Below are 24,300 nucleotides of genomic sequence, written 5' to 3' on the forward strand. Positions count from 1 at the left end.
GAAACTCGCAAAGCTAATCCCGACGCCGATGCCGAAACCAGCATAAAGGGAGCTACACCTTGGCGCGCCAGCCGCAATCCAGAGCTGCCGCACGATCTCGACGCGACTTTATCAACGGTATCGGCCCTTTGCGGACTTCTTTCGTTGCCTTTGACCAGTTGCTATGGTCCCGCGAAAACGAGAGGCCGAACGCCATAAAACTTGCTCACATCAACTTGGTAGCTCACGATGCGGAAGCACTTGCAGCGTTCTACATGCATGTCATGAAATGCGAATTGCTTCGCGCTCCTTAAGTCTCGCGAGGTAATGGACTGCCGAATTCGGAGATTTACACCATCTGGCTAAAATTTCCCGCACTTGAACGCCCTTTTCTCGAAATATATCAGCATACGACCACCCACCATCGTGATCAGCCGAGGGTCAACGAACCGGGCCTCGGGCACCTTTGTTTCCAGATGGACAACATCAACGACGCGCTTTCGAAGATCATCCAAGCTGGTGGGGCGCAGATCGGCCAGATTGCGGATTTCGGGACGAACCTCCGGTGTAATCACGTTGGCTGGTGGACCGCTGGCGATGATCTCCCCTCGATCGAGGACCGCAAGCTGATCGCATTTCCGGATCGCCAGGTTGATGTCGTGGATCGTGATGACGCCGACGGGACTGGTTTGCTCGAGCATCCGCCGTACTGCCGAACCGGCGCAGATCGAGGGCACTCGCTCCCGAACGTCAAAAGCAGACCAATTGAACGGCGGGGCTTCAGGTTCGATTCGCATCAAGAGCGGAGACTACGTCCTCGCGGGGCATCTTGAATCATTCGCCGAACAGTTGGGCGCCATAGTCGGTGGCGCCATGCAGGATATGGATGATGACCAACTTACCGGGTTCAACGCGATAACAGATCAGGTAGTTTCCGTGAACGCGCCGACGGATACCATGGTTTTCGTAGCGCGGGACGAGGGCACAGCCATTCGGGTTAATGACCAGATCTTCACACTTTCTCCGCAGCTCCTGGATGAATGAAATAGCGCGACTTGCATTGTGCTCGGCAATGTAATCGGCGATCTGCTCAAGATCGCTTTCGGCCTCGCTGGAAAACTCAAGGATCATGCCGATTTTTCGGCCTTGTCAGCCATCGCACGGTATTTAGCGTCAAGACGGCTGAATACATCGCTTGCCGGCTTGGTCCGGCCGGCGTCCGCATCGGTAATGCCGCGCATTATGGAAGCATCGAGCGCGGCTAGTCGAGTCTCACGGTCCTGGACCAATCGCACACCTTCACGCAGCACTTCGCTTTTTGAGCCGTAGCGACCTGTATCCACGAGCTGCTGAATATAGCTTTCTAGCTGCTTTCCTAAATCGGCACTGATCATGCAGTCCTCCATCTAAGGTAACGAAAGGAGCCTAGTTGCTTTATCAACTATTATCAAGCGTGATCATCCGGGTTTCTACTGTTCACCTCTGGAGAGTTTTGGCGGAAATGCCATTTAAGGCCCAGTTTTGTGACCATGAACCACTTCACGTTCAAGGATCGGCCTTATTGCCTCGTTTTCCGAGACGAAGGCTTATCATCGGCCCCCGGTGACCCTACTACACAGGCGAAGTCCATTTCTTCGCGGGCGAACTGTCTGTTGCGAAGTTCGATGTCACCAAGGATCTCATGAAGGACTATTCCGAGTGGCAATTCTCCGACGTGAAGGGCTTCAGGGCCGGTGATTGGATGCAAGACGTCCTCGACATGGCCGCCCAGATCGAGACCCATCGTCAGCGCTCAATGAACCAGTTCGTCGACGATCGCGCCCGCAAGGCCGCCGACGAGATCGATTTGGGATGAAGGCGGATCCAGAACGATGTTGAGGTTCCTTGCCAACCGTTAAGCCACTGACAACGTGACATCGCCTTCCTGAGAGGCGTCGAGCTCTTTCAGGCCGCCGATCCAACTCAGCAATTATTCTTGTGAGTTCCACGTCAGGAAGGTCTCTGGTTTGACGCCATCCGTCCGCGCCTTCTCGATCAGCGGTCTGAGGGTGTCTTTGGCGAATTCTTCCATTGTCGTGCGCAGCGCCGGACGATCATCGCGAAACTTCACACGCCCATCGTTAAGAGCAGCCAAGGTGTTGTTATCATAGACCCACCGTTCGAGAGTTCCGAACCTCTCCCGGAATACCGTTTCGACCTCGCGATCGCTCGTATCGACGAAGCGATAGTCCACCTCTCTACCGAGTGCCCGGCCGATAATCGCGGCGATCTCAGGCATCGTGTAATCGATGCCCAGTTGCTTTACGGATCGGTGCCGGTCAGTGGGCGTGTCGAACTCCTTCGCCGCGAAATCCGCGATGTCTTGAATGGCAACCCAAGGAGCTTTGACGTTGGGGTCAAGCGACCAGCCGATCCTATCGTGCTGCGCGATCGAATCGACCCACCTGGACAGGTCCTCCATGAACCAGCCACCCTGCAGGTGCACCAAGTTGATGTCGCGTAGTCGGTTGAGGATCTGATCCAGGATATGGAAGCCCTGAAAATGGCCGGTGTTCCCGCTGACCTCGGATCCCATTCCGGTCAGGCTCACGGCAAATTTCACTGGGGAATTCCGAAGTGCGTCGAAAAACCGAAGCGCTACCGTAGGGTAGTGCCCATGAAGGTCCTCCGCCTCCCAAATGGTTTTGACCATTAGGAACGCAGCGTCAACGTCTTCGAGGAACGTGCCAAGCTCACCAGCACCTGTGTCGAAGCTACCAAGGAACGGTTCTGCTCCTTTCGCGACAAGTACATCGAGCGCGGGCCCTCCTCTCGAAAGAGCTTTGACTGAATGGCCTTTGGCCAAGAGGTTCTCGGTAAGTTTGGCACCGATCCTGCCGGTCGCGCCAACCACGGCAATACGCATGGCTAATCTCCTAGAGTTATTTGACCAACATCCTAAAGGTTTGCATCACGAGCAAAATTGGAGATAATGCCATATGATCTCGAAATCGGGCCAATCGTCGAATAAGCGACCTCCCTGCAGTACCGCTTGCGATCTGAGCCTCTCGCACGGGCCGGCGATGGCAATCAGGATGGACTTCGCCGACTATGAAGCCGAGGGACTGCTGCACCAGCACCGGCAGGGTCAACTGATCGTGGCGCTCCATGGCGCGGTTACCTGCAGAGCGGAAAGTGGGGTCTGGATCGTTCCGCCCGACTGCGGTTTTTGGGTACCCGGTGGCGTTCCTCACAGCAATCAGGTCACGTCCAATGCTCGTCTAACATACCTGTTTGTCGAGCCCGGCGCGGCCATGCTTCCGGCTGAATGCTGCACGCTTTCGGTATCGCCGATGCTTCGGGAGATGATACTTCGGGTAGCGGAACTATCAGAAAGTGATGCGCGCGACGCTCATGTCGATCGCCTCGTGCGGGTCATGCTCGATGAACTCGCGCTGATGCCACGTGAGGGGCTGGAGCTACCTATATCTGACCATCCGAAGATCGCCTTGATCGCTGCGGCTCTTTTGGCAGACCCGAGCGACCGCCGTACTCTCGGCCAATGGGCTGAGCATGTCGCCGTCAGTGAGCGATCGTTGAAGAGGCTTATGGTCCAACAGACAGGATTGAGCTTCGGCCGTTGGCGGCGCCAGCTACATCTAGTCATCGCGCTGCGGGAACTTGCCGGCGGTGCAACAGTCCAAAAGGTGGCAGGCGACTTAGGGTACGAATCCACGACGGCCTTCATCGTCATGTTCAGGAAGGCGCTTGGGACCACGCCATCACGCTATTTTGCCGATCGGCTTTTGAGCGCCGAGCGCGCGTGAGACGTTGCCCATCTGAAGTATCGACGGCGACACTCCTAAGTCTACTTTCTGCCTGAAGCCGGAGTGAGGTGGGGATACTCTTGAATCAGGATAATGTCGGCGTCCCCGTATTCGATACCACCCTGGGTCATTGCAAGGCTGCGCTTCAGGCTGCTCTGCAATGAGATGCCAGGCATTTTGACTATGCGACGCGCTCGCAAAGAAGCCTCGGGGAATGGTCAGATCTGTTCTCCGAGGTGCTGTTGAACCCATTTCGCCTCTTCCGACGCCGTGCGCCCGAAATGCCGCTTAAAATCGCGGCTGAACTGCGTCGGGCTGACATAGCCGACTGAAGCCGCCACCGTCGCGATCGTCCCACTTTGGCGGGCGATCATAAGTCTCGCCTCATGGAGCCGCATCGCTTTTACGTATTGCATCGGACTCGAGCCGGTCAGGTTCTTGAAATGAACGTGGTAGGAAGGAACACTCATTCCCACGTCTCGAGCCAGATCCGCGACCGCAATTTCGGAGCCGTAGTTAGCCCGCAGCCACGCCACGCTCTCAACAAGTTTTCCGGACGTTCCTTTCCGCTGAAGGGCCGCAATCACCGCGCCGCCTTGCGGGCCGACCATGACGCGGTAGTGCAATTCGCGCAGGATCGAGGTGCCGAGCACAGCGACATCAAGCGGGCTGCCGAGGGCCGTCAGTAATCGCAGCAAGACGTCTTCGATGCCGCTATCCATTTTGCTCGAAAAGAGACCTCTCGGCTCGGCCTTTTCGGGGCCGGCGTATTGTTCGACCTGCAAGTCAATCTCGGCCGCCATCTGCATATCGAACTGGAGATAGACGGCCAGCAGTGGCCGCTGTGGACTGTCCAGGGCTGAGCTTTTACGGTGCGGGGCGACGAAAAGATTTCTGACTGCGGAAAAGACCGAGATGAAACGTTGCAAGCCTTCGACAGATCGGAAACCCTGCATCACCCGCTCTCGGAGCGGCAGATGGGGATTTTCCGCGCGATTGCAGGCCTTTGTGCGATCGATGTTCGACAGCGGACATCACATCTCGCTTCGCCGCCGCGTAAGAGCGCAGTTTGTCGGTGACTATGCACTTTGACGGCAGGCCTTGCTTCTTCATCAGTCTAATCAACAACCGCTTGGCCGCCTTTGTATCGCGACCGAAACGCAATGTTCTCCGCGATGAGTTGCCATGATTTGCCGGCTGCTGTTGGTGCGTGGCGCGCGCGATACCGCACCATACATCGTCTTGTCTCCTAGTGCGAAGAGATGAGCGGTAGATGATTCGGAATGAGGAGGATCATTTGATTTTTTTGTCAAAGTGCTTTCCTTGCTTTGTCATAAATCGTGTCGAGTGGTGGATATCCACATGCTTCATCGTGTCGAGATCGAGAATTTCTACTCAATCCATGATCGCCAGGTCATCGATTTGACGGTTGCTGCGAACGCGCCCGATGAGCCCGGTCGCTTTGCTCCATTATGGAGGGGATCTAATGAGAAGGCGCCGAAAGTCATTGCGCTTTTTGGTCCGAACGCCTCGGGAAAATCGACGGTCTCAAAGGCCCTTTCTTTCATAAAATGGTTTGCGAAAGACAGCTTCTCCGCGCCTCGGGGCAGCCGTATGCCTTTCGATCGCTTCAACAGCGAAGAAATGCTTGTTGCTCCGACGCGGATCGCGATACAACTTTCAGGCATCGAGGATATTGAGAAGGTCGATGACCCGGATGCAGCGCAGTGCCGATATGCGTATGAATTTGTCATTGGCGGGCGCGATGGTCACCAGACGGTTGACCACGAAGCCCTTTACTATTGGCCGTCGACGGCGAGCCGCAAAGTACGGTTGTTTGAACGGAATGCCGCCGGCGAGGTAGCTGCGTCGAAGCCATTCGGGCTGTCAGGATATCGCCAGGCGCTGGAAAAGGTATTGCGGCCGGACGCGAGCGTAATTTCCACCCTTGCACAGCTAGATCACCCCTATGCGAAGCTACTGTGGCAGACAGCCAGCTTGGTCGTGTCGAACATCCTAATTGAGAAGTTCGATGGCACCGATGACACTGCCGTAAGACATTACGCTGGTAACCCCGATCTGGTAGCTGTCTTCAATCGAGAGATACAACGAATTGACGTAGGAATACGTGAGATGCGGATCGAGCAGGGTCACAATGGCCCGATAGCTCTTTTTGAGCATGAGGGACTGGCCGTTCCCATGCCTATCATCTACGAGAGTCACGGAACTCGACAGTTCATCCGGTTGTATCCATTCATTCTCGGGGCGCTGCAAAGCGGCGGCATTGCCGTTCTCGACGAACTCGACGCAACCATACATCCGCTCCTTTTGCCTGAGATTCTTCGGTGGTTCTACGATTCTGAACGCAACCCCCACAACGCGCAGCTTTGGATGAGTTGCCACAATCCCTCGCTCTTAGAGGATTTTCTGAAAGAGGAAGTTCTATTCTGCGATAAGGACTACCAGGGCAGAACCACGGTCTACGGTCTTCGCGACATCCAATCCGTGAAGCGATCAGACAACTACTATCGCAAATATCTGGGAGGCAGCTTTGGAGCTGTCCCAAAAATAGGATGAGGCGGCGCGTCGTTATTCCAAAATGGAAATTTGCAACAGAGCCGGTTTGACTCCGTTCAAGGCGAGGGCGTTCGTCACGCAGCCACCCGATATAGCAAAACCCTAGAAGTCGGCATCAATTGCAGCAGGTAGTCAAAATCGCTCACATTCGCGGTTAGAACCGCCAAGCCGAGCTTTTGTGCCTGGAGGAAAAGAACGCAATCGTGAAGCGCTCTCAAGCGTGCGTCATACTGATAGCCCTGAATTCGGCATAAGATACCCGAGAGCATTGCGCCGCGGCCGAGAACATCGGCATCCGGTGTGAAGATGCGATGCTCAGGCATTGCGGCGATGGTTGTTTTGATCTGCCCAATAGCTGTCTTTGTTCCCGGATGCCCCGGATCCAGAACACCAATGGTGTGCATCAACTCCTGGATCGCGACGGTTGAGTGATTGATCTGGCGTATGTCCAAGAGGTCTGCCACTACGTCAGGGGATCTGCCCTGCATTCCATCGATATAAACGCAGGTATCCAAAAGAAGCTCGTTTCCAGCTTCTGCTGTGTCCGAAATGAAAGGGAGGTGCTCGTCTGCTCGTCGGGCGAGCGTCCTTCCTGGATCGAGGCGCGCCCATCGAAGCGCGGAGTCGACATCGAAAGCTGGCAAGTCAGAACCCGAGCTTTAATGCGGGATCGACGGTGCCGCGCGTCTTTCGAAAGGTTTCGGCGAATTTATCCTCGAGAGCAACACTGGCGAGGGCAAATTCGATCAGGTCGGTGTCCGTCTCGATCCCGGTGTGCTTCTTAGCCTGCTCAACTAAAGCTGAGCTAATGCGGCCGCCAATGCGTTTGCTCTTTTCACCCAGTAGCCCGGAGTGCTCAGCCGCTTCCATAACGGCACTAATGCGTGCTTTGACGGTCACGTCCCCCGTACGAGCCTTTCGCGCTGCTGTCGCGGCGACACGCGGTGCTGCCGGAATGATTTTTTCTGTTGGAGTTTTCTTCATGATCCGACGACTGCCGTTGTCTAACAAAATGCGATTTTGTCTAACATATCACTAGTTGGCCAATTTTCAAGCTGTCGAAGCTGCCAACCTGCCGTATCACCAGAGAAGTGCCGCTCTCCATTTTCAGTCGCGCGTTCAACCAGCCGCAAACCTGAGCTCTTTATCAGGAGGTGCGCTGCGTCGATGTTCGCTCCATGGACGGTCTCCCTTATATGACTTCCGGCAGCCACACTTTGCACATTGCGATGCCGGGAGCGGAGGCGTCCACCAGATCAGGGCAACATCGATCCGAAGGAATGGCTGGGCGATGTTCTCGCCCGTATCGCCGACACGCAGATGTGGGTAATTGCAAACTTCACCGGAATCTGGCTCCAGTCGAGAACGGTCTTGACCGCGATCACCACGCAAGTGCGCGACCTCGGCAACTGCAATTCGATCGTCACGTGGCCCTTCTCGGGACAAATTGAGCATATGAAAAAGGCAACTGCGGGCGTTACCGCGCCTAGGCGTCGGCAAGGCCTGCGACTCGGCAGTCAAAGAGCACCGGTCGGTCCGCGTCGATCATCTCCTCTATCCTGGCATCGAGTTCGCTGGGGTTCTCGCAACGAAGGCCGATGGCGCCATAGGCTTCCGCGAGCTTGGAAAAATCAGGCAGCGAAGCCGCATAAGCGCGGGATCGATGATTGCCATCTGCAACCTGACCCCATTCTCGCGCCATGCCCGGATGCTCATTGCGCAAGATGAAAATCTTGATCGGGGCTTGATGCTGTATCGCCGTCGACAGCTCTTTCATCGTCGTTAGCACCGACGCGTCGCCGGCAATATCGATGACAAGACGGCCGGGATTTGCGATTTGCGCCCCGAGCGCGGCGGGAAGGCCGAAACCCATAGTCCCCAGCCCGCCCGAGGTAATCCAGCGATTGGGTTTGTCGAAACCGAAGAACTGCGCCACCCACATCTGCTGACCGATCTCCGTCGCGATGATGGGGTCGTGCGGCTTTGTCAGCGCATGCAGGCGCTTCAGGGCATGTTGCGGCGTAATTGCATAGTCCAGCCGCTCGTAGGAAAAGGAATGGTGGGCTCGCCAATGATCGATCTTTGTCCACCACGCCCGCAACCGCTTCTGGTCGGGCATATTGGGGAGCGACCGCCAGGCATGGATCATATCAGCCAGCACATGCGCGGCGTCGCCCTGAATGCCGATGTCGACGAGAACGCGTTTGTTGATCGATGACGCATCGATATCGATCTGGATTTTCTTCGAGCGAAGTGAAAACTCCTGGGCACGCGAGGTCGCAAGGTCGTCAAAGCGCGCGCCGATGGCGATCATCAGGTCGCAATCGCCAATGGCCATATTGGCTTCATGCGATCCGTCCTGTCCGGCGACTCGAAGCCAGTTCGGTCCGGTGGCGGGGTACGCTCCAAGCCCCATGATGGTGGACGTTACGGGAAAGCCCGTGAGGTCCACGAACTCGCGCAACAATCTCGACGCCTCCAGTCCGGCGTTGATAACGCCGCCGCCGGTATAGATGATCGGGCGCCGGGCTTCGGCCATCAATGCGACAGCCGCCTGGATCGCGTTCTGATCGTCTTGCATTGCAGGCTGGCAGCTCGGCAGCAGAGCCACCTTGTCACGTGAGACGTAGGTCCCGCTGGCGAAGAGCACGTCCTTCGGCATGTCGACGAGAACAGGACCGGGTCGACCGGCCGCCGCGATCCGGAAAGCCAGATGTATCGTTTTGGCCAGATCGTCGATGTGTTGGACCAGGAAATTGTGCTTTGTGCAGGGGCGGGTGATGCCGACCGTATCGCATTCCTGAAAAGCGTCCGTGCCGATCAGATTTGTCGGCACTTGACCGGAGAGGCAGACGAGCGGAACGGAGTCCATAAGGGCATCCTGCAGCGCCGTGACCGCATTTGTAACGCCCGGTCCCGATGTCACCAGCATGACGCCGACCTTTCCCGTCGAGCGGGCATAGCCTTCGGCTGCGTGTCCGGCGCCTTGCTCGTGGCGCACCAGGAAATGTTTGATGTCCTCCTGTTGGAAGATTTCGTCATAGATCGGCAGCACCGCTGCACCGGGGTAACCGAAAATGTGTTCGACACCGTTGTCGCGCAACGCTTGCAGAACGATCTCGCCTCCGTTCATCAGCGCATCGGAGGCGCTGCTAGAAAAGGAATTAGCTTTACCGCTGGTCATATTAGGGTCCGTCATGGTGAAAGATGAGGTGTGCGACGGGCATAAAAAAAGGCCCGTCAGGGACCTTGTTTTCGGCGCACGGGCGGCAGCTGCCGGACGGTTACACCGTCCTGCCCATGCGCGACATCACCACTACGAGAACCGTTGCGATTACCATGAGTGGCAGAGTTACTTGCAAATCTACACGTCGTCAACGTTGCTTCTACGCAATACCACCATTGATGGAAAATAGTGAAATGAGGTAACATCCTGCGGGACATTTGAACCTCCATGTGAAGCTAGGGCCACATCATGAGACTAACCCTAAGGGCGAAAGCCATTTCAGTCTGCGACGAAAAAATCTCAAAAAGGGGTGAAGGCGTTGGCCTGTCATTCTATGCATTCTTTGCAAACAAGAACGACGACCCCGACCTCCTTATGGAAGCCGCTGAGTGGTGGATTAAAACCCATGCTCTCGATCATTTCGAGAAGGCGACTAAAATTCGTGAGATGATTAGATCTGGGCAGTAGGTGATGACCGCTTTCAGAATCGTGTCTGCCTGCGTTAAACACCTGCAATGGGGTCAATTGCGGTCCAGCCCCTCCCTGCTGCCAGTGTGCTCAAGCAGGGGTCTGCGATGATGGTGGGCAACGGCCTGGCAGCCTTTGGGTGGCTGCTCAGGGGGAAGCTGTCCTTCATCTGCGCTAAGTGATCCGACAGTTGTCGGTCATACAGGGCGTCGTCCCTTTGCTTGTCACCGGCTTTGGGTCGATCTTTCGTATTGCTCAGAGGCCGAAAAGGGGGTGGGCAGCCGCTCGGCTCAGGTCGCGCTATAGTAGACGGCGAAGATACGAATGAAGTCACTGTTTTGACGTGTGTTTGGAGGCGACCAAAAAAAGCGGTGGACTCGGTGATTGCTGCTTTCCCCAGCTAGATACGGCCGGGGTGAAGCAGCGGGGCTAGTGACAGCTTGAGAACTGCAGCGATAACCAGCATCCAGACTGGAACAGTGAACCCCCCGGTGCTGTCGCGCGCCACACCAAGCAGGAATGGACCCAAAGCTCCTGCGAAGTAGCCGATGCCCAGAACAAAGGCTGTCCAGGAGTTCGCTTCGTTCGCATCCCGAGCGTGGTCGAGCGGCAGCACCATGCCAAAGGTAAAGGAGCCTCCGACGCCAACGGCAATCAGGGGAATGAAAAGATACGGCATCATCGACGGCATAAGAACAATCGCTAAGATGCCGAACAGAGACGTAGACGCGAACAGGGCAATTAGACGCCGCCGATCGTTGTTCCGACTGATGAAACCGGCAAGCGGATTTGCCATCGTGAATGCAGCAGTGAAACTGGCGAGGAGTAACGCCGCATCCGCGCCGCTCATGCCGCGCTCGATATACATGGGCGCAGTCCAGGCGACCAGACCAAAGAATAGGAAGTTGTTAAGCGCGAAATAAGACGCGGCCAGCCACGCCATTCGGTTGGTGAACGGGAGCGAACTACCCTTCTGGGGCGCAAACGTGCCCGACTTAACCGTCCCGGCTCGCCGCTCCGCTCGCGCAATGACCATCCAGGCGCCGATCGCGATAAAACCAGGCAGGGTGAAGATGCCCGCACCAATTCTCCATCCGCCGCTTGCTTCAGCCAGATGTCCAGCCAGCGCAGCAGATATTGTGCTCCCCAGCCCGAGCGCGGAAGCATAGATCCCTGTGAACAGTGCCACGTGACGCGGATAGTTCTTCTTGATGAAGCCGGCGACCAAAGCCCCAGCAACGGCAATTCCCGCGCCCACACCCGCTGTGGCGGCGAAAAGTGACGTAACATTGTCCGCGAACGCACGCGCGAGCGTGGCGATGGCGAGGGTGGCGAGCGCAACCAGCATCACCTTGTCGCGCCCGAAGCGACGGGCAAGCCATGGTGTCGGGAAAGCGAACAGCCCCATCAACAGTGCAGGGATTGCGGTCAGCAACGATGCCTGTGCGTTCGAAATCGCAAACTCGTCCCGGATAGAAGGAAGAAGCGGACCGATCGACACGATGGCCGGTCGCAGGTCGATAGCAACCAGCACCATACAGGTGATGGCGACCGACATGGTCAATTCAGAGAACTTGGGGTCGCCTTCCTTATCGCAATCAGCTCCATTCATTTGCTTTCTCCCGAGATTGATGACCTGCTTGCAGGATGCGCGAAGCCGTTGACTGGTTGGTCCAGTCTTCGAAGCGCGACGAGTGGTTGATTTGATGACTGAGCGAGGGCGCTGGGCTCTTTTCGGAGACAGGCGCTCGCCGGAAATTACGAGGAGGCTGCCGAGCCGGCCTCGGCGATGGCGATGTCTTCCGCGACGGTCCCGCCGCTCACGCCAATTGCGCCGATCGTCCGCCCTTCAAATCGGATGGGAATGCCGCCTCCAAAGACCACGACCCTTCCACCATGCGAATGCTGGATCCCGTAGAGTTCGGCGCCAGGCTGCGCCAGTGCATTCAGCGCGTCCGTCGGGTTGTTGAAAAGGTGAGCGGTAAAGGCTTTGTCGATGGCAAGCGCCGCTGAGCCTGCCATCGCCCCGTCCTGGCGAATAAAGGACAGCAGGTGCCCAGACGAGTCGACGACGGCGATTGAGCAGGCAAGATCCAGCGCGCGGGCGGCGGCGATCGACCTTTCGATCATCTGTTGGGCGTCCGACAGCAATATCGTTGCAACGGTAGTGGACATGGCAAACTCCAGTTTCTGAAGGTGATCCGCCGACACAAGCCGTCGGCAGATCACGGTGTTCCAGTTTGTTCAGGCGGTCTTGACCTTCCTCTGGCTCAAAGCGCCTAGCAGCGCCTCCGCTGCCTCGCTCGATGACGCCGGGTTCTGACCGGTGATAAGCTGGCCATCGACGACTGTGTGCACGCCCCAGTCCTTGACCTTGGAAAAGACCGCACCGAGGCCGATTAGTTCGTCCTCGACCAGGAACGGCACGACCTTCGTGAGACCGACAGCCTCTTCCTCGCTGTTGGTGAAGCCGGTGACGTAGCGTCCTTGAACGAACGGGGTGCCGTCGGCATTGGTCACGTGACGCAGGACGCCCGATGCATGACAGACGAGGGCAATCGGCTTGCCGGCCTTGACGAAGGATTCGATCAGCTTGAACGAGTTCGGATCTTCGGCCAGATCCCACAGCGGTCCGTGGCCGCCGGGGTAAAAGACCGTATCGAAGTCCTTCTGGTCGACGCTGTCCAGGCGCACAGTTTCTGCAACCTGCGCCCTGGCAACCTCGTCGGCATTGAAGCGCCGCGTAAGGTCGGTCTGGAACATCGGCTCGTCGCTCTTCGGGTCGAGCGGCGGCTGGCCGCCCTTTGGCGAGGCGAGGGTGATCTCGGCGCCTGCGTCCTTGAAGACATAGTACGGCGCTGCCAGCTCCTCGAGCCAGAAGCCGGTTTTCTTGCCGGTGTTGCCGAGAGTATCGTGGGAGGTAAGCACCATGAGGACTTTCATTGTCGGATCCTTTCGTCAGATGATGCCGCGCCATGAGGCGTCGTGCCGGTTGATTTGGAGTCGACCAGCTGCAGCGGCTTGTCGATGAGCTCATAGTGACACCTGCCCACATATTTCAGAAATTTACTTCTTTGATTTTAGATATTCATATGGAATTATATCTCGATGAGATACGATCTGAACCTGCTCCCGGTTTTCCTGGCCCTGATGGAAGAGCGGAGCGTGACACGGGCTGCAGCGCGACTGAGCATCACCCAGCCGGCGCTGTCCAATTCGTTGAACCGCCTGCGCGATACCCTGCGGGATCCGCTGTTCATCCGGGAAAGGTACGGCATAAGGCCGACGCAACTGGCCGAGGAGATCGCTCCGACGATCGAAGCAGCGCTGGCTCAACTGGACGATCTCATTTTCAACCAGCAGGAGTTCCAGCCGCAAAGCGCCGAACGTCTGTTCACGCTCGCGCCCAATAGTTATGTCGAGCTCGTGCTGATGCCTGCCCTTGTGGCGCGGCTTCGGGAGCATGCGCCAGGAATTAAGCTCCGTATGACACCATTTGGGAATGACCTTGCCGAAACCGGGGTGATCTCTGGTACCACCGCAATGGTGCTTGGCCGGATCGTCGATCCGCCCGACAATCTTGTCGTCCAGCATCTGATGGACGACGGACTTGCCTGCGTGGTGCGCAAGGACCATCCTGACGTTCGAGACCGTATTTCACGAGAACAATATGAAGGCCTCAAGCACGTGAACGTGCTTCCGCCGGGCCGGCTGCGCGCCGGCCTCTTCCAGGCATTGGGGCAACAAAACCTCAAGCGAGAGGTTGCCGTTTCTGTCACGCACTTCCTGGCCGTGCCAGAGATGCTTGCCGTCACGGATTACTGCGCAACGCTGCCGAGCCTGATCTGCCGCCGCCTTGAGCGGGATCCGCGGCTGAAGATACTAGCGACTCCCGTTGATCTCGGCACTTTCCCGGTCCAGATGGCTTGGCACGTTCGCTACCGCCACGACCCAGCCCACAGATGGTTGCGGTCGATGATCGGCGAATTGGCAAAAGAAATGACTTCTGAGACCTAAGATGGCCTAATTGTATTCGCGCTGATGTCCGCAAAGGCCAAACCGTGCCATTCATCGTGCCGTATGCCGATCGCCGGCTTCTGACTTGCCCGAGCTATCAGCAAGCAGCTTCAATGGCCCAACCCCAGACCTTGGCGCCGAACGCTTTAATGTCTGCTTTTCGCGTTGCGTGTCCTGGCAGTGAACTGTCTGCGGTCGGCCCCCACTGACGAGAGCCCGGGGGCGTAGATTTCGATTTTAAAGCAATTAGACGTCCCGACGCTTGCGAAACCCTCGAGTCTATCGGTCCCTTAACATCCCAGGTCCGTGGTCCTTTCGATGAGAAGGACGCAAAGACTATCTATGTTTAAAAGTAGAAGTGACCATTTGATTGCCCCAAGTCCGAAGGAGGCTGAAAGATACAACGTAATGGATGCCGCCTAGTCTACAATATCGCCCAGTAAAGCCGTTGACGGGCCTTCGATGATGGGGTCGGACGAACGTACATCATTTTTTACTTCGCACCTGCGGTAATTGTCATACGATTCAAAACGCTAAATAATAACAAAAATCAGTTGCTTACTCGAGGTTTCTCGACTACGTTTTTTACAGAAGAGTTCCGAAATAACCGGCCTTCGCCGGCGGTACTCAGCGGTCGTTTGACCTCGCTTGAGGAGGATGATGACGTTGTTTGTCCGACTTCGTTTCTTCGCAATGGTGCAGCGCGTGCGTGATCTCGTCTCGATCCGATACCGACCTACGACGGCAATCTGACGCGTCGTAAACCCTTTGTTCCACTTTTCTAAGATGGTGCTCCCGTGTGGCGCGCCCCGAGGTTTGTTATGCAAAAGCAAGCTGTCGTATTCAACGGTCAGGAAGTCGGGATCGCGGTCCCTGTCGAAAACCGCCTCAAATTCATCGCTGTCCGCTTCAATGTCATCGACTTGGACAACAGGCTCTTCGACACGGTCACCGAAATCCGGCGCGCCATTACAGAGCATCTCTCGTCCAGCGGTCGTGCGATCACCTCGCACTGAATGGCAGGAGATATTCTTCTGATGTCCGATTGAGGTTCCTTGGGCCCAGCAAGCTGATCGGCCAGGGCTCAGGGCTCTTGCGTCCTACTCGCGAACTTCAAGCTTATCGCCATATTTCAAGGCAAGCCGACGGCAATCCTCGCAATTCAACGTAATGCCCTCCGCAACGACACTCGCGGCGGCGGTCGTGCAAACCGAAGCGTCCAATCTCGCGACATGCAGAATTGCATTACCCAGTAGCATATCGCAGGGCGCAGTCTCGACTTCGGCCCCGCCCACGCTATGCGCAACGACGCCGCGCACGGTCGCCAGCATTCCGCGCTTTCTTAATATGGTTATGTCGGCATCCCTTGCCATGACGATCTCTTCTGCCGCCCGAGGCGCAGGATGTCCCGCCCGATACACCGCATCTGCAACTAAACGGCCGCGAGACACCGAAGTTCCCATCACCTATCCAGCGGACATTCCAGGAAGAAGCGACGCAGATTTTCGTTCTTCACATCCTGTTCCACGCATCAGCGGACGAAATATCGGGGGGCTGCGTGGCGTGGTCGCGTATATATGCTTCGACGTAGTCGAACACCTCGACTGCGCCGGCATCCGTCTCGATCGGGCGACGGCCGCCGAGATGCGTGCTCTCCCTGCGCGCCCATTTCAGGACTTCGCCTTCGGTGCGCAGGTTGCAGGGCACCCTCAACTCAACAACCACCCACCGGTTCGTCCAATATATGCGTCACGGTCTCTTGCAGGGCCGGGGACTTCGATATCCAGTGCACCGAGAAGCGTGCGCATATTGGAGGCGATGAGGTCGGCAAGCGGCTTTTGTCCGCCCTTCCCAAGCCGGTCTAAATGTCCGGCAAGCTTGGTGGCAATCTCTGTGGCGTATCTTTTCGAAAGGCGCTGGCGCGCCGCGGCGCTCGAAATGCCAACAGTCTGGAGGAAGAGATCAAAATCTTCTCCACTTATCTCGTCCAGCGTCGTGGCATCACCAATTCGGTAAGCAAGTTCATCTGTGAGTGTATCGTCAAGCCGTGTAGGGAGAATGTCGTAACGGGGTGAAGTACGGATCCTCCCACCTGGCTCATGGAAAAGCGCGAAGTTCTTTGCGTGACCATCCACGTTTCCCACGAGAAGGTCAAAAAGCGTCGCTTGAATAAAGAGTTCTCGTTCTCCCGCAGGATCGTCTGTCGCATCGAGAATTCGCCGGACCGCGTCGACATCGAAACGCCGGCCGGGAGCCCCTCGTCGTTCGTATTTGAGCGCCGAGGGAAGACCAAGGGCTTGCGCAAAGTCCTCCTGGTGAATTCGTACAACGCGGCCGTCTCTGTCGAGCGCGCGGTCAAACCGCGTTACCAAAAGCACCTCGATGCCAGCGAGTGGAAGCAAGGAGACATCGGCTGTAGAAAATCCGACCGCGTGGGACAGTCGCATTGCTTCATATTCAAGAGAGCCGTCATGAATATGCTCTTGGTCGGGAACTTTCAGGATATGTGTCGTCGGCGCACCAGAACCGGGCAACGGCCCCGCGAGGGATCCGTCCGGCAGGAGAGTGAGAGCGGTTTTGCTTTGCATGCCAGCAAGGGGGGAGGGGTCGTCCGTGCCGGCGGGCAATCGCCGCCGCTTGTGAAGCGAGTCGACGATCGCGATCAGCCGGTCGTCCTCGAGGCGCTGATAGTCTTTCTGATAATCACCAGGAACCTTGGTCGGAGGTGAGCCAGCGGGCAGAACCGAAAGCGCTCCTGCACAATCCTTGCCCAGATGAAACAACAAGCCTGCGATATCATCACGCGCTATACCTTCGCGAGCCATGATGTCGGAAAGCGCTCCATCACGCTCTTGAAGCAAATTGTCAAAGAAGGGCCGGGCAACCGCTTCCTCAAACGGCTCTGCCGTTAAGGGCAGGGAAAGAGAAAGGGAGATCGCCCCCGGCTGTGACACATAAGCTCTGTCGTAGGCGAAGGCCAAGCCGCCGCGTTGATCGCGGACGAGCACGCCCACCGGGTTTTCCGAACTGTCCAAGCGGACATCGAGAGCGAGTATTTCCATTATGACCGGTCGCGCGCAAGGAGGGATATCCCGGCCGCCTGAGCGACTTGAAGAACTTTTGCGAATTCCAAAGTCGGCTTGCCGTTTTCAAGTTCAGAGAGGAAGCGGCGTCCAACGCCTGCCAGATCTGCAAATTCCTGCTGCGATAGTTTTCGACTTTCCCGTAGGCGACGGACCATGTTTCCGAGATCTTTGGTGCTATCGAGTTGGACTTCCGCTTGTGCAAAGGTCTCTGGACTTGCTTTTTGTATGGCAACCGGGGCATTTTCCGCTGCCTCGGCGGAGAAATCCGCCAATTGCTTGGGCAAGGATGCCATTATCGTTGCGGAAACGTTCGGTAGGTTCAGTTTAATCTTCGGCAACGTTTCGGTTAATTTGGCAGCCAGATCGGAATGGTGCGATAATCGCCTTGCAATGTCTGAGGCAGACTCGATCGACTTGATTAGGTCGTTGTTCGACGCAAAACTCTCATTGAGAGCGTTCAAGGCTTTTGCCGGGGCGTCGATCGAGGCAAACGTGCGGGCCAGCTCGATTGCCGGACTGGCTTGGTTGACCAGTTTCTGGATGTCTCTTGGCGAATCGAGCGTTTTCTTGGGCAATATCACACCTTTTGCTCCCGATCGGGAACATATCAACTTCAGTAGGTCATTGCAAGCCAGCTTGCACCCTTACGGGATCAGAGTGCGGGGGATGTTACCGTACGGGCTCAGCGGGCTGAGTATGCCTTATTTAAAGTCATTTCGTTACCGCTCGGGAGCAGAGCCCTATGGCCGGTGGTCTCAACGACGTCCGTGCCCCACGCTGGCACGGGCGTGGCTTCGTGTGCTGAAATGCGGGCCAACACTTGGTCGCCGTGCTGAAAGATGGCGCTGAGCGTTCCCCAGTGTGAGTTTCGGTGTGCGCTTTGTCTCAAAAAGTTAGGGCGGGCGCGATTTGGCGAAAATGACCTGTCGGAGGCCGGACAGCGAATGTTGCGGGCCAATCTCGAGGAAACATGGTTGGGAGACGGCCAATATGAGCGTGCGGCCACATGGTTGAAGATCGTCTATTGGGACCGCGACCAGACCTGACGCCAATGGAGACCATCCTTAAAGCCTACGACAACATGCCAAACGTCCAATCCCAAATGCTCACCTCACAGCTTGGGTACTCAGGCGCCATGGCCGGATTCTCGTCAGATTGAGCAGGACCTTATTATTTCCCGCGCTCTTTGCGACCTTTTTTCGGCGCCAAAGCTTAAGGGCAAAATCGCATTTCGAGGCGGAACCGCAATCAACAAGCTGCTCTTTAAACGGCCCATGCATTATTCCGAGGATATCGACCTCGTTCAGATCACGGCCGAACCCATCGGACCAACAATCGACGCGATCCGCGGTGCTCTTGCCTGGATTGGAAAGTGCAAAGCGGAGCAAGCGGGTCATTCTGCGCACCTCGTTTTCCGCTTTGCGCCCGAGGCCGAGCCTGGAACGTCGCTTAAGCTCAAGGTCGAGATCAACACACGCGAACACGCGTCGTTGTATGGCACGCAAGGATATCCATTCAAGGTGGAGAATGGATGGTTCAACGGCGTCGCCGACATCATATCCTATGACAAGGAAGAGCTGTTCGTCACAAAGCTCCGGGCGCATCTACAGCGGAGAAAGAACCGCGATCTGTTCGATCTACACGAAGGGTTCCGGGAGCTTTCCCTCCATCCAGAGCGGCTTGTCGCTGCGTTCGAGCACTATCTGTCACTAGAGGAGAATGTGATCACGAGGGCAAATGCCGAGCACCGCGGCGATCAGAGTGCGCACTATGCCGGCCAGCGAGCCGCCTAGTACCACCAAAACGAGGCGACGGTTTTCCAGGAGATCGCTAAGGGGGCGATCAGCAGCAAACCAGCGACATTAGCCAATCTGGCTGGCCGTCACCATAAGACCAGCGAAATGAGGGGCGAGCCGGAGCTCGCCGCCAATGCCCAGTTCGAGAGGCTGGGCGTAGTAGCTGCCCATCGCGATCAATCCGCACTGCCCGGCAAAGAGCGAAATCTTCGCCGGTGTGAAGCTCGATCGGGCTGGGCTGTGAGAGCAACGGGCGCCATGCTCAGCCCTCGGCGATCAACTCACTAAGCACCCTCTCGAAAGTGACGGTCCCGTTGCGTTGCTCGGTGCCTTGTCGCTCGAAGTCGATCCAGCCTTCATTGAAGCCATCGAGCATGCGGATGCGGCCCTGCGGATTTTGCATGCCCTGCGCGCGGAAAGTCGCTTCCCACCTCTCGCGCGGTACGATGACCGCTTCGACAGAATGGCCCAGCGCGGCGGCAAAGCCCGCGGCCTCGTCGTTGGCTGAGTACTTGCGTGGGCCGGATTGCTCGACAGTGCGGACGCCAGACCAATTCTCCCGGAGCAGATCGGCGACCGTGCGACCGATGTCATGGACGCTGACCATTTCGATCGCATGATCCAGCGGCTGGAGGTAGCTATCGAACCGGCCCTCGCGTGCGCCTGCGACATCCCAAGCCGCGTTCTCCATGAACCAGGCGGCGCGGAGCAGGGCGGTGGGAACGCCAGTGGCGGCCAGCGCGGGTTCGTAAAACTGCGCCCAGTTTAGCAGGTTGAACTCGGTCGCCTGCGCCCCGACCGTCGAGAGCAGCACCACCCGGCCTGGTTTCACGTCAGCGATTGCCTTAGCCGATGCTTCGGCTCGGCGGCGACTGTCGGGAAAGGTCGGCGCAGAATCATAGTTAGGCGGGTTCATCAGAAAGACGCCGCCCGCGTCAGAAAAGACGCGCGCAAGCCCTGCGCTATCGTCCGCTTCCGGAACGACTGCGATCTCGCAGCCACGAGCTTGCCAAGGAGCACCTTTTTCCTCGCTCCGCACGACAGCGCGGACCTGCTGGCCGGCGTTGAGGAGAGTGGTGGCGACGATTGCACCGACCTTGCCGGTTATTCCCGTAATTACGAACATGATCACCTCTGCGCTAATCCGCGCCGTTTCGATTTCAATGGCCCCAAGGTACCGATTTCATCATCTTTGCATTAGGGTGCGGAGAGGCAAACCAAACTTGAATAAATGCGAGGAATGATGAATGGCTTTCGATAGCCGATTACTTGCCGGCGTCAGCGTTCTGGCGAGCGTCGTGGAGAGTGGCAGCTTCACTCGCGCCGGCGAAATTCTGGGTCTCACGGCATCGGGAGTGAGCCGTTCGGTGTCACGGCTGGAAGAGCGCATCGGTGTGCGGCTCCTCGATCGGAGCACGCGATCGTTGAGACTCACCAACGAGGGAGCACGGCTTTACGAGCTTGCCGCGCCCCATCTCTCCGGGATCGAAGAGGCGGCAGGTCTGGCGGCGGGCGCTGTGGGGCAAGTCCAAGGCTTGCTCCGGGCAAGCGTGAACCCGATCTTTGCGCGCAACGTGCTGGCGCCTCGCCTGCCGGCGTTTGCGGCCCGCTACCCGGAGCTTCGGCTTATCCTTGTCCAGCAACCCGACGCCGGCGATCTGGTCGCAGAGGGCGTGGATGTGGCGATCCGGTTCGGTCCTCAGCCGGACTCCACCATGTCATCACGCTTGCTGCTGGAAACGCGCGTGCTGACCGTCGCCTCGCCATCCTATCTGGCGGCAAAGGGACGCCCCCAAAGGCCGATGGACCTTGTAACCCACGAATGCATCCAGTTCGTGGACCCGCAGCGCGGCAGGCCGTTCGAGTGGGAGTTTCAGCGTTCGCCCGAAACGGTCATGGTAAAGGCAAGCGGTCGGTTCACCTTCACGGACGTGGACACGATGGTCGAAGCGTGTCTGGCAGGGTTGGGGATAGCCCAGGTCCTCGCCTTTGCAGTCGGAGGCCATCTGGCCGCCGGGACGCTGGTCGAGCTTTTTCCGGATTGGCCCGACGAAACTTTCCCTCTCTACGCCGTCCGGCCGTCCCGGCGGTTGCCGCCTGCCAAAGTCGAGGCCTTCCTTGCGTTCTGCGAGGAGATAGCGGCTCCCCGCAACCCCTAAAGCCTATTCCCGCCCGCAGGACTCAACCGGCTACAGATCAAACGCTGCCCTCACGTGTGTCGAAGTCGTTCCGAGCCGCCATGATCTCGCCGTGCGCCCGTGCCCAATTGGCGAAGGGCTCAAGCGCCTTCCACAATGTGCTGCCGAGGGGCGTCAGTTCGTGATCCACGCCAGGAGGGGTGTCGGGTAGACGGTGCGGGTGAGGAGCCCGTCACGTTCTAGTCCCTTACCATGAAGGTGAGCATCCACTGCGAAATGCCAGGGACGCTCCGCTTGATCTCGCTGAACCGCTTTTCGCGGCCGCCCAAACCACGAGATATTATTGAGCCTACGCACATCGATCAGATTAAGGTGAAGACGCGGGATTTCAGGTTGCATCCTCGACCCCGAGAGTGCCGCATTCCCCGAAGCTATCGAGTATTGCCATGGGTCCGATCACCGATAGCCCAGGTCCCGGACAAGAGCTCCTGATGGAGGTTCACGTCCTCAAGCCAGAGCTGGTTCTTGAGGCGATAGCAGGTACGACAGAGCGCAACGATCTTCTCGCCGGCACCAAGCCGCATCGGTACCGAAATTTCCGTGAGCGGGGCACGTACCTCGCCGTCATCGATGTGATTAAAGCGTCACTCTATCAGTGGATGGAAGGACGGGCCCCGTTGTCAGCTTCTTCCATTTATTGCGAAAGCCTTGTAACGCGGGCGGCGAGTTCTGCCCTGTTAGAGCAGCCCATCTTCTCAAGGCAGCGAGTGAGATGTGTTCGTACCGTTGCAAAACCGATATTTAAAACGCGCGCAACGTCCTTGTCAGAGCAGCCGCGCGAGACAAGAAGCGCGACGTCTCGCTCGCGGTCGGTCAGGACGGAGAGTGTTACGTCAGGAGCGCCGGAAAGAGCGCGCTTGAGCAAAGGCGCCAGAACCTTCAAGAGGCTGATTTCACGGTCCGCGAAATCCGGTCGGCGCTTAGTACGCCAGATGCGCAGATCCGCCAAAGCTCGTCCGTTGTCCTTCAGGAAGACATTAATGCCATGGTCGAGCCCGTCCTTCATCAGGAAGTCATTGAAGAATTCCGTCTTGCTCAAATCCGGTTTGGAAATGACCTCATCGACATAGGCCGGACGCCAAAGACTGCGCAACTGCCGTGTCATCGGATCTCGATACTGAAACCAGTTCCGATATGCCTGGATGCTATCCGCGGACTGGTTGATTGTGAAGGGCGCGTCATAGGAGTTTATTTTCGGATTCCATTTGTAAGACGCCAGCACATCCGCCCGCATCAAGCGCAGAATGTCGGGAAAGATAGTTTCCCTGATCTCCGCCGACCCGGGGCTTGTCAGCCTACCGACAATATCGGCGAACAGACTCGCCTCATCGAATGTCAAATCGAATACAGTCCCGCTCATGAGACCCCCAGTGATTGGCGGAATCTTCTTGTCCGCCTAGTTCCCTTTTCAGGCATGGAAGCAAACAACATGCCAAAAATCAAGAATTTTCGGCTTGCCTGATACAAGCTCATTTACCGCAATGTTTGCCGTCACCACAGCCACGGAACTTTTCATCGGGAGGCCTAAGGGAAGAAGCGTTCACCAACAAAATTGCGGATGGTGGTGCCTGCGCGATCTGGCTAGGTCTTCACATGTCGAAATTTTGTGCGGGGACTACGATGACACTCAAGGCATTCACGTTGACCGGGCTTGCCGCCGCCATGGCGCAGGGCACGCTTGGCGCTGAGGAGCTCGTCACCGATCTGTTGATTAGAAAAGCAAAACTTGCTTCGATCAACGCCTTTGTGTCGCTGGACGAGGAGCGGGCGCTTCGAGATGCGCGTCAGGCGGATGCGGAGCGGGCGACCGGACGGTTGCGGGGGGCGTTGCATGGCCTGCCCATCGCCTTCAAGGACAACATCAACGTTGCCGGCTATGTCACGACGGGCGGAACGCCCGCGCTTCGCAACTTCAGGCCTTTGGGGGATGCCCTGGTCGCGGCCCGACTTTTGAACGCAGGCGCGATTGCCTATGGCAAGAACGGCATGCACGAGTTGGCCTATGGCGCCACCTCCGCCAATGTTGCCTATGGCACGCCGCGAAATCCCTTCGATGAGGCCCGCACCTCTGGCGGCTCCAGCGGCGGCAGTGGAGCAGCCGTCGGCGCGCGGCTGGTACCGGCCTCCATCGGAACCGATACCGGCGGCTCAGTGCGCATTCCTGCTGCCTTCTGCGGCGCATGGGGTTATCGTCCGACAACCGGTCGCTGGCCGACTGACGGCATCGTGCCGATTTCAACGACGCGGGACACGCCGGGTCCGATTACGCTCTCCGCGACAGACATGGTGCTGCTGAACAGTGTTGTAACATCCTCGCCGCCGGTTTTGGCCTCAGGTATAAAGGGCACTCGGCTCGGCATTCCGCACAAACATTTCTGGGACTTCGTCGATTCCGAGGTCGCCGCGATCTGTATGGAGGCGCTTCAACAGCTCGTCGCCGAAGGCGCGGAGCTTGTTGAAGTCGATTCTCGAGCGCTTCCTGTTCCTTATGCCGCAGCCGCGATGTCCATTTCAGTATACGAAGGAAGGCTCGCACTATCCGCATTCCTGGCTGATCACGAAATACCGTTGACCTTTGCGGAGGTTGCCGATCAGGTGGCGAGCCCGGATGTGCGCGAAATTCTTATCGCCCAGCTCGATCCGGCGACGGCCGTCAGTCCCTTGGCTTACGAGATCGCCATAACGGAGCATCTCCCCGCACTGACTTCGGCCTATGCTGATTTGTTCAAGGCCAATGGCATCGATGCGCTCGCGTTCCCCGTCTGCCGACTGCCGGCTCCGGAGCTTGAGCAGTCTTCAAGGGTCGTAATCGCCGGTAAGGTCCTGCCTATTTTTCCAGCCCTCATTCACAATACGGATATCGGCAGCGTTGCGAGCCTACCGGGGGTTTCCATTCCGGTCGGCCTCACGCGGGCAGGCCTGCCCGTGGGCCTGGGACTGGACTTCCCGTTCGGACAGGATGAGGCGCTTTTGGCATTCTCGCTTGCGATCGAGACGCTTTTCCCCGTGCCGTCGCCCCCGGTATGAAGCGATGCCGCAAGCGCTCGATCGCGTTCGTCTCCAGCGAAGATCGGCCTGCCGCCTGTCCTCAATATTGCTGATGATGAAAGCCTCGATCAGCGTTATCCTTGATCAATTTCGTGATAT

28 protein-coding genes and 2 pseudogenes are annotated in these 24,300 nt (G+C 57.4%); 10 read left to right on the forward strand and 20 right to left on the reverse strand.

Going from position 1 to position 24,300, the window contains the following annotated elements; all coding sequences use genetic code 11:
• A partial coding sequence (locus EFB14_RS33290) for a hypothetical protein (protein WP_208661925.1) occupies positions 1-198 on the forward strand: 198 nt, incomplete at its 5' end.
• A gap of 143 nt (positions 199-341) precedes the next feature.
• Here the strand turns inward: EFB14_RS33290 and EFB14_RS33150 are convergent.
• Genes EFB14_RS33150 through EFB14_RS31720 form a run of 3 tightly spaced genes read right to left on the reverse strand, consistent with a single transcriptional unit; the run spans position 342 to position 1,373 of the window.
• A complete protein-coding gene (locus tag EFB14_RS33150) occupies positions 342-779 on the reverse strand; it encodes a hypothetical protein (protein WP_164737622.1) in 438 nt (145 codons plus the stop codon).
• Between the two features lie 34 nt (positions 780-813).
• Complete coding sequence (locus tag EFB14_RS31715) at positions 814-1,110, reverse strand: type II toxin-antitoxin system RelE/ParE family toxin (protein WP_125850691.1); 297 nt, start codon at positions 1,108-1,110, stop codon at positions 814-816.
• On the reverse strand, positions 1,107-1,373 hold the full coding sequence (locus EFB14_RS31720) for a type II toxin-antitoxin system ParD family antitoxin (protein WP_125850689.1): 267 nt from the start codon (positions 1,371-1,373) through the stop codon (positions 1,107-1,109). The genes EFB14_RS31715 and EFB14_RS31720 overlap by 4 nt, the downstream gene beginning before the upstream one ends.
• Before the next feature lie 287 nt (positions 1,374-1,660).
• Between EFB14_RS31720 and EFB14_RS33155 the strand changes: the two genes are divergently transcribed.
• Positions 1,661-1,834 (forward strand): hypothetical protein, encoded by a 174-nt coding sequence (locus EFB14_RS33155; protein WP_164737623.1) that lies wholly within the window; start codon positions 1,661-1,663, stop codon positions 1,832-1,834.
• Positions 1,835-1,948: 114 nt separating this feature from the next.
• Here EFB14_RS33155 and EFB14_RS31725 read toward each other — a convergent pair whose 3' ends face one another.
• Positions 1,949-2,884: an NmrA family NAD(P)-binding protein gene (locus EFB14_RS31725; RefSeq protein WP_125850687.1), complete on the reverse strand. Its 936-nt coding sequence runs from the start codon at positions 2,882-2,884 to the stop codon at positions 1,949-1,951.
• Positions 2,885-2,957: 73 nt separating this feature from the next.
• Between EFB14_RS31725 and EFB14_RS31730 the strand changes: the two genes are divergently transcribed.
• Complete coding sequence (locus EFB14_RS31730; protein WP_126830718.1) at positions 2,958-3,785, forward strand: AraC family transcriptional regulator; 828 nt, start codon at positions 2,958-2,960, stop codon at positions 3,783-3,785.
• 218 nt (positions 3,786-4,003) lie between these two features.
• On the opposite strand, the pseudogene EFB14_RS31740 reads toward EFB14_RS31730, so the two are convergent.
• Positions 4,004-4,636, reverse strand: a pseudogene (locus EFB14_RS31740) (AraC family transcriptional regulator); the annotation flags it as partial.
• A 3-nt stretch (positions 4,637-4,639) separates the two neighbouring features.
• Positions 4,640-4,937: pseudogene (locus tag EFB14_RS33670) on the reverse strand (DDE-type integrase/transposase/recombinase); the annotation flags it as partial.
• A 210-nt stretch (positions 4,938-5,147) separates the two neighbouring features.
• Here EFB14_RS33670 and EFB14_RS31745 point away from each other — a divergent pair.
• The gene (locus tag EFB14_RS31745) at positions 5,148-6,362 is read left to right on the forward strand and encodes an AAA family ATPase (protein WP_126830720.1); all 1,215 of its coding nucleotides are present in this window, start codon (positions 5,148-5,150) and stop codon (positions 6,360-6,362) included.
• 74 nt (positions 6,363-6,436) lie between these two features.
• Here the strand turns inward: EFB14_RS31745 and EFB14_RS31750 are convergent, their stop codons facing one another.
• From EFB14_RS31750 to ilvB, 4 genes are all read right to left on the reverse strand, one after another.
• Positions 6,437-7,006 carry a type II toxin-antitoxin system VapC family toxin gene (locus EFB14_RS31750; protein WP_126830722.1) on the reverse strand — a complete coding sequence of 190 codons (570 nt, stop codon included), beginning with the start codon at positions 7,004-7,006 and terminating at the stop codon, positions 6,437-6,439.
• 1 nt (position 7,007) lies between these two features.
• Positions 7,008-7,346 (reverse strand): hypothetical protein, encoded by a 339-nt coding sequence (locus tag EFB14_RS31755; protein WP_245438352.1) that lies wholly within the window; start codon positions 7,344-7,346, stop codon positions 7,008-7,010.
• Positions 7,347-7,618: 272 nt separating this feature from the next.
• Complete coding sequence (locus tag EFB14_RS33160) at positions 7,619-7,789, reverse strand: hypothetical protein (protein WP_164737624.1); 171 nt, start codon at positions 7,787-7,789, stop codon at positions 7,619-7,621.
• A gap of 59 nt (positions 7,790-7,848) precedes the next feature.
• The gene (ilvB, locus tag EFB14_RS31760; RefSeq protein WP_126830724.1) at positions 7,849-9,546 is read right to left on the reverse strand and encodes a biosynthetic-type acetolactate synthase large subunit; all 1,698 of its coding nucleotides are present in this window, start codon (positions 9,544-9,546) and stop codon (positions 7,849-7,851) included.
• 291 nt (positions 9,547-9,837) lie between these two features.
• On the opposite strand from ilvB, the gene EFB14_RS33675 reads away from it, so the two are divergent.
• Complete coding sequence (locus EFB14_RS33675) at positions 9,838-10,056, forward strand: DUF6500 family protein (RefSeq protein WP_125850678.1); 219 nt, start codon at positions 9,838-9,840, stop codon at positions 10,054-10,056.
• Positions 10,057-10,456: 400 nt separating this feature from the next.
• On the opposite strand, the gene EFB14_RS31770 is transcribed toward EFB14_RS33675, so the two are convergent.
• From EFB14_RS31770 to EFB14_RS31780, 3 genes are all read right to left on the reverse strand, one after another.
• Entirely contained in the window at positions 10,457-11,668 is a 1,212-nt protein-coding gene (locus EFB14_RS31770; RefSeq protein WP_245438353.1) for an MFS transporter, read from the reverse strand.
• A 146-nt stretch (positions 11,669-11,814) separates the two neighbouring features.
• Positions 11,815-12,231 (reverse strand): GlcG/HbpS family heme-binding protein, encoded by a 417-nt coding sequence (locus EFB14_RS31775; protein ID WP_125850676.1) that lies wholly within the window; start codon positions 12,229-12,231, stop codon positions 11,815-11,817.
• A gap of 69 nt (positions 12,232-12,300) precedes the next feature.
• On the reverse strand, positions 12,301-12,999 hold the full coding sequence (locus EFB14_RS31780) for a type 1 glutamine amidotransferase domain-containing protein (protein ID WP_126830726.1): 699 nt from the start codon (positions 12,997-12,999) through the stop codon (positions 12,301-12,303).
• 165 nt (positions 13,000-13,164) lie between these two features.
• Here EFB14_RS31780 and EFB14_RS31785 point away from each other — a divergent pair, with 165 nt between their 5' ends.
• Entirely contained in the window at positions 13,165-14,073 is a 909-nt protein-coding gene (locus EFB14_RS31785) for a LysR family transcriptional regulator (RefSeq protein ID WP_125850672.1), read from the forward strand.
• A gap of 821 nt (positions 14,074-14,894) precedes the next feature.
• Positions 14,895-15,089: a hypothetical protein gene (locus tag EFB14_RS31790; RefSeq protein ID WP_125850670.1), complete on the forward strand. Its 195-nt coding sequence runs from the start codon at positions 14,895-14,897 to the stop codon at positions 15,087-15,089.
• A gap of 84 nt (positions 15,090-15,173) precedes the next feature.
• On the opposite strand, the gene EFB14_RS33680 is transcribed toward EFB14_RS31790, so the two are convergent.
• The 4 genes from EFB14_RS33680 to EFB14_RS33685 all read right to left on the reverse strand — a co-directional run bounded on the left by EFB14_RS33680 (position 15,174) and on the right by EFB14_RS33685 (position 17,734).
• Entirely contained in the window at positions 15,174-15,446 is a 273-nt protein-coding gene (locus EFB14_RS33680; RefSeq protein WP_125850668.1) for a hypothetical protein, read from the reverse strand.
• 139 nt (positions 15,447-15,585) lie between these two features.
• Positions 15,586-15,798 carry a hypothetical protein gene (locus EFB14_RS31800; RefSeq protein WP_125850666.1) on the reverse strand — a complete coding sequence of 71 codons (213 nt, stop codon included), beginning with the start codon at positions 15,796-15,798 and terminating at the stop codon, positions 15,586-15,588.
• Positions 15,783-17,108, reverse strand: a complete 1,326-nt coding sequence (locus tag EFB14_RS31805) for a HipA domain-containing protein (protein WP_208661927.1) — start codon at positions 17,106-17,108, stop codon at positions 15,783-15,785. The genes EFB14_RS31800 and EFB14_RS31805 overlap by 16 nt, the downstream gene beginning before the upstream one ends.
• 26 nt (positions 17,109-17,134) lie before the next feature.
• A complete protein-coding gene (locus EFB14_RS33685) occupies positions 17,135-17,734 on the reverse strand; it encodes a helix-turn-helix transcriptional regulator (protein ID WP_245438354.1) in 600 nt (199 codons plus the stop codon).
• 543 nt (positions 17,735-18,277) lie between these two features.
• On the opposite strand from EFB14_RS33685, the gene EFB14_RS31820 reads away from it, so the two are divergent.
• Positions 18,278-18,952, forward strand: coding sequence for a nucleotidyl transferase AbiEii/AbiGii toxin family protein (locus EFB14_RS31820; RefSeq protein WP_126830730.1), 675 nt, complete (start codon positions 18,278-18,280; stop codon positions 18,950-18,952).
• 265 nt (positions 18,953-19,217) lie between these two features.
• Here the strand turns inward: EFB14_RS31820 and EFB14_RS31825 are convergent, their stop codons facing one another.
• Entirely contained in the window at positions 19,218-20,081 is an 864-nt protein-coding gene (locus tag EFB14_RS31825) for an NmrA family NAD(P)-binding protein (RefSeq protein ID WP_126830733.1), read from the reverse strand.
• Positions 20,082-20,202: 121 nt separating this feature from the next.
• Between EFB14_RS31825 and EFB14_RS31830 the strand changes: the two genes are divergently transcribed.
• On the forward strand, positions 20,203-21,114 hold the full coding sequence (locus EFB14_RS31830; RefSeq protein ID WP_125851023.1) for a LysR family transcriptional regulator: 912 nt from the start codon (positions 20,203-20,205) through the stop codon (positions 21,112-21,114).
• A gap of 218 nt (positions 21,115-21,332) precedes the next feature.
• Here EFB14_RS31830 and EFB14_RS33925 read toward each other — a convergent pair whose 3' ends face one another.
• Together EFB14_RS33925 and EFB14_RS31840 are read right to left on the reverse strand one after the other, a co-directional pair.
• The gene (locus EFB14_RS33925) at positions 21,333-21,452 is read right to left on the reverse strand and encodes a winged helix-turn-helix transcriptional regulator (protein ID WP_126830735.1); all 120 of its coding nucleotides are present in this window, start codon (positions 21,450-21,452) and stop codon (positions 21,333-21,335) included.
• A gap of 335 nt (positions 21,453-21,787) precedes the next feature.
• Complete coding sequence (locus EFB14_RS31840; protein ID WP_126830737.1) at positions 21,788-22,513, reverse strand: response regulator transcription factor; 726 nt, start codon at positions 22,511-22,513, stop codon at positions 21,788-21,790.
• Positions 22,514-22,794: 281 nt separating this feature from the next.
• On the opposite strand from EFB14_RS31840, the gene EFB14_RS31845 reads away from it, so the two are divergent.
• The gene (locus EFB14_RS31845; protein ID WP_164737627.1) at positions 22,795-24,180 is read left to right on the forward strand and encodes an amidase family protein; all 1,386 of its coding nucleotides are present in this window, start codon (positions 22,795-22,797) and stop codon (positions 24,178-24,180) included.
• The last annotated feature ends 120 nt before the right edge of the window (positions 24,181-24,300 follow it).

The organism is Rhizobium fabae (assembly GCF_003985135.1).
GTDB lineage: Bacteria > Pseudomonadota > Alphaproteobacteria > Rhizobiales > Rhizobiaceae > Rhizobium > Rhizobium pisi.

What these genes read in the sequence shown, in the direction of transcription:
- EFB14_RS31715 (WP_125850691.1), bottom strand. Translation starts at nt 1,110, where the DNA reads ATGATCCTTGAGTTTTCCAGCGAGGCCGAAAGCGATCTTGAGCAGATC.
- EFB14_RS31720 (WP_125850689.1), bottom strand. Translation starts at nt 1,373, where the DNA reads ATGATCAGTGCCGATTTAGGAAAGCAGCTAGAAAGCTATATTCAGCAG.
- EFB14_RS33155 (WP_164737623.1), top strand. Translation starts at nt 1,661, where the DNA reads ATGAAGGACTATTCCGAGTGGCAATTCTCCGACGTGAAGGGCTTCAGG.
- EFB14_RS31725 (WP_125850687.1), bottom strand. Translation starts at nt 2,884, where the DNA reads ATGCGTATTGCCGTGGTTGGCGCGACCGGCAGGATCGGTGCCAAACTT.
- EFB14_RS31730 (WP_126830718.1), top strand. Translation starts at nt 2,958, where the DNA reads ATGATCTCGAAATCGGGCCAATCGTCGAATAAGCGACCTCCCTGCAGT.
- EFB14_RS31745 (WP_126830720.1), top strand. Translation starts at nt 5,148, where the DNA reads ATGCTTCATCGTGTCGAGATCGAGAATTTCTACTCAATCCATGATCGC.
- EFB14_RS31755 (WP_245438352.1), bottom strand. Translation starts at nt 7,346, where the DNA reads ATGAAGAAAACTCCAACAGAAAAAATCATTCCGGCAGCACCGCGTGTC.
- ilvB (WP_126830724.1), bottom strand. Translation starts at nt 9,546, where the DNA reads ATGACCAGCGGTAAAGCTAATTCCTTTTCTAGCAGCGCCTCCGATGCG.
- EFB14_RS33675 (WP_125850678.1), top strand. Translation starts at nt 9,838, where the DNA reads ATGAGACTAACCCTAAGGGCGAAAGCCATTTCAGTCTGCGACGAAAAA.
- EFB14_RS31770 (WP_245438353.1), bottom strand. Translation starts at nt 11,668, where the DNA reads ATGAATGGAGCTGATTGCGATAAGGAAGGCGACCCCAAGTTCTCTGAA.
- EFB14_RS31775 (WP_125850676.1), bottom strand. Translation starts at nt 12,231, where the DNA reads ATGTCCACTACCGTTGCAACGATATTGCTGTCGGACGCCCAACAGATG.
- EFB14_RS31780 (WP_126830726.1), bottom strand. Translation starts at nt 12,999, where the DNA reads ATGAAAGTCCTCATGGTGCTTACCTCCCACGATACTCTCGGCAACACC.
- EFB14_RS31785 (WP_125850672.1), top strand. Translation starts at nt 13,165, where the DNA reads ATGAGATACGATCTGAACCTGCTCCCGGTTTTCCTGGCCCTGATGGAA.
- EFB14_RS31790 (WP_125850670.1), top strand. Translation starts at nt 14,895, where the DNA reads ATGCAAAAGCAAGCTGTCGTATTCAACGGTCAGGAAGTCGGGATCGCG.
- EFB14_RS33680 (WP_125850668.1), bottom strand. Translation starts at nt 15,446, where the DNA reads ATGGCAAGGGATGCCGACATAACCATATTAAGAAAGCGCGGAATGCTG.
- EFB14_RS31825 (WP_126830733.1), bottom strand. Translation starts at nt 20,081, where the DNA reads ATGTTCGTAATTACGGGAATAACCGGCAAGGTCGGTGCAATCGTCGCC.
- EFB14_RS31830 (WP_125851023.1), top strand. Translation starts at nt 20,203, where the DNA reads ATGGCTTTCGATAGCCGATTACTTGCCGGCGTCAGCGTTCTGGCGAGC.
- EFB14_RS33925 (WP_126830735.1), bottom strand. Translation starts at nt 21,452, where the DNA reads ATGTGCGTAGGCTCAATAATATCTCGTGGTTTGGGCGGCCGCGAAAAG.
- EFB14_RS31840 (WP_126830737.1), bottom strand. Translation starts at nt 22,513, where the DNA reads ATGAGCGGGACTGTATTCGATTTGACATTCGATGAGGCGAGTCTGTTC.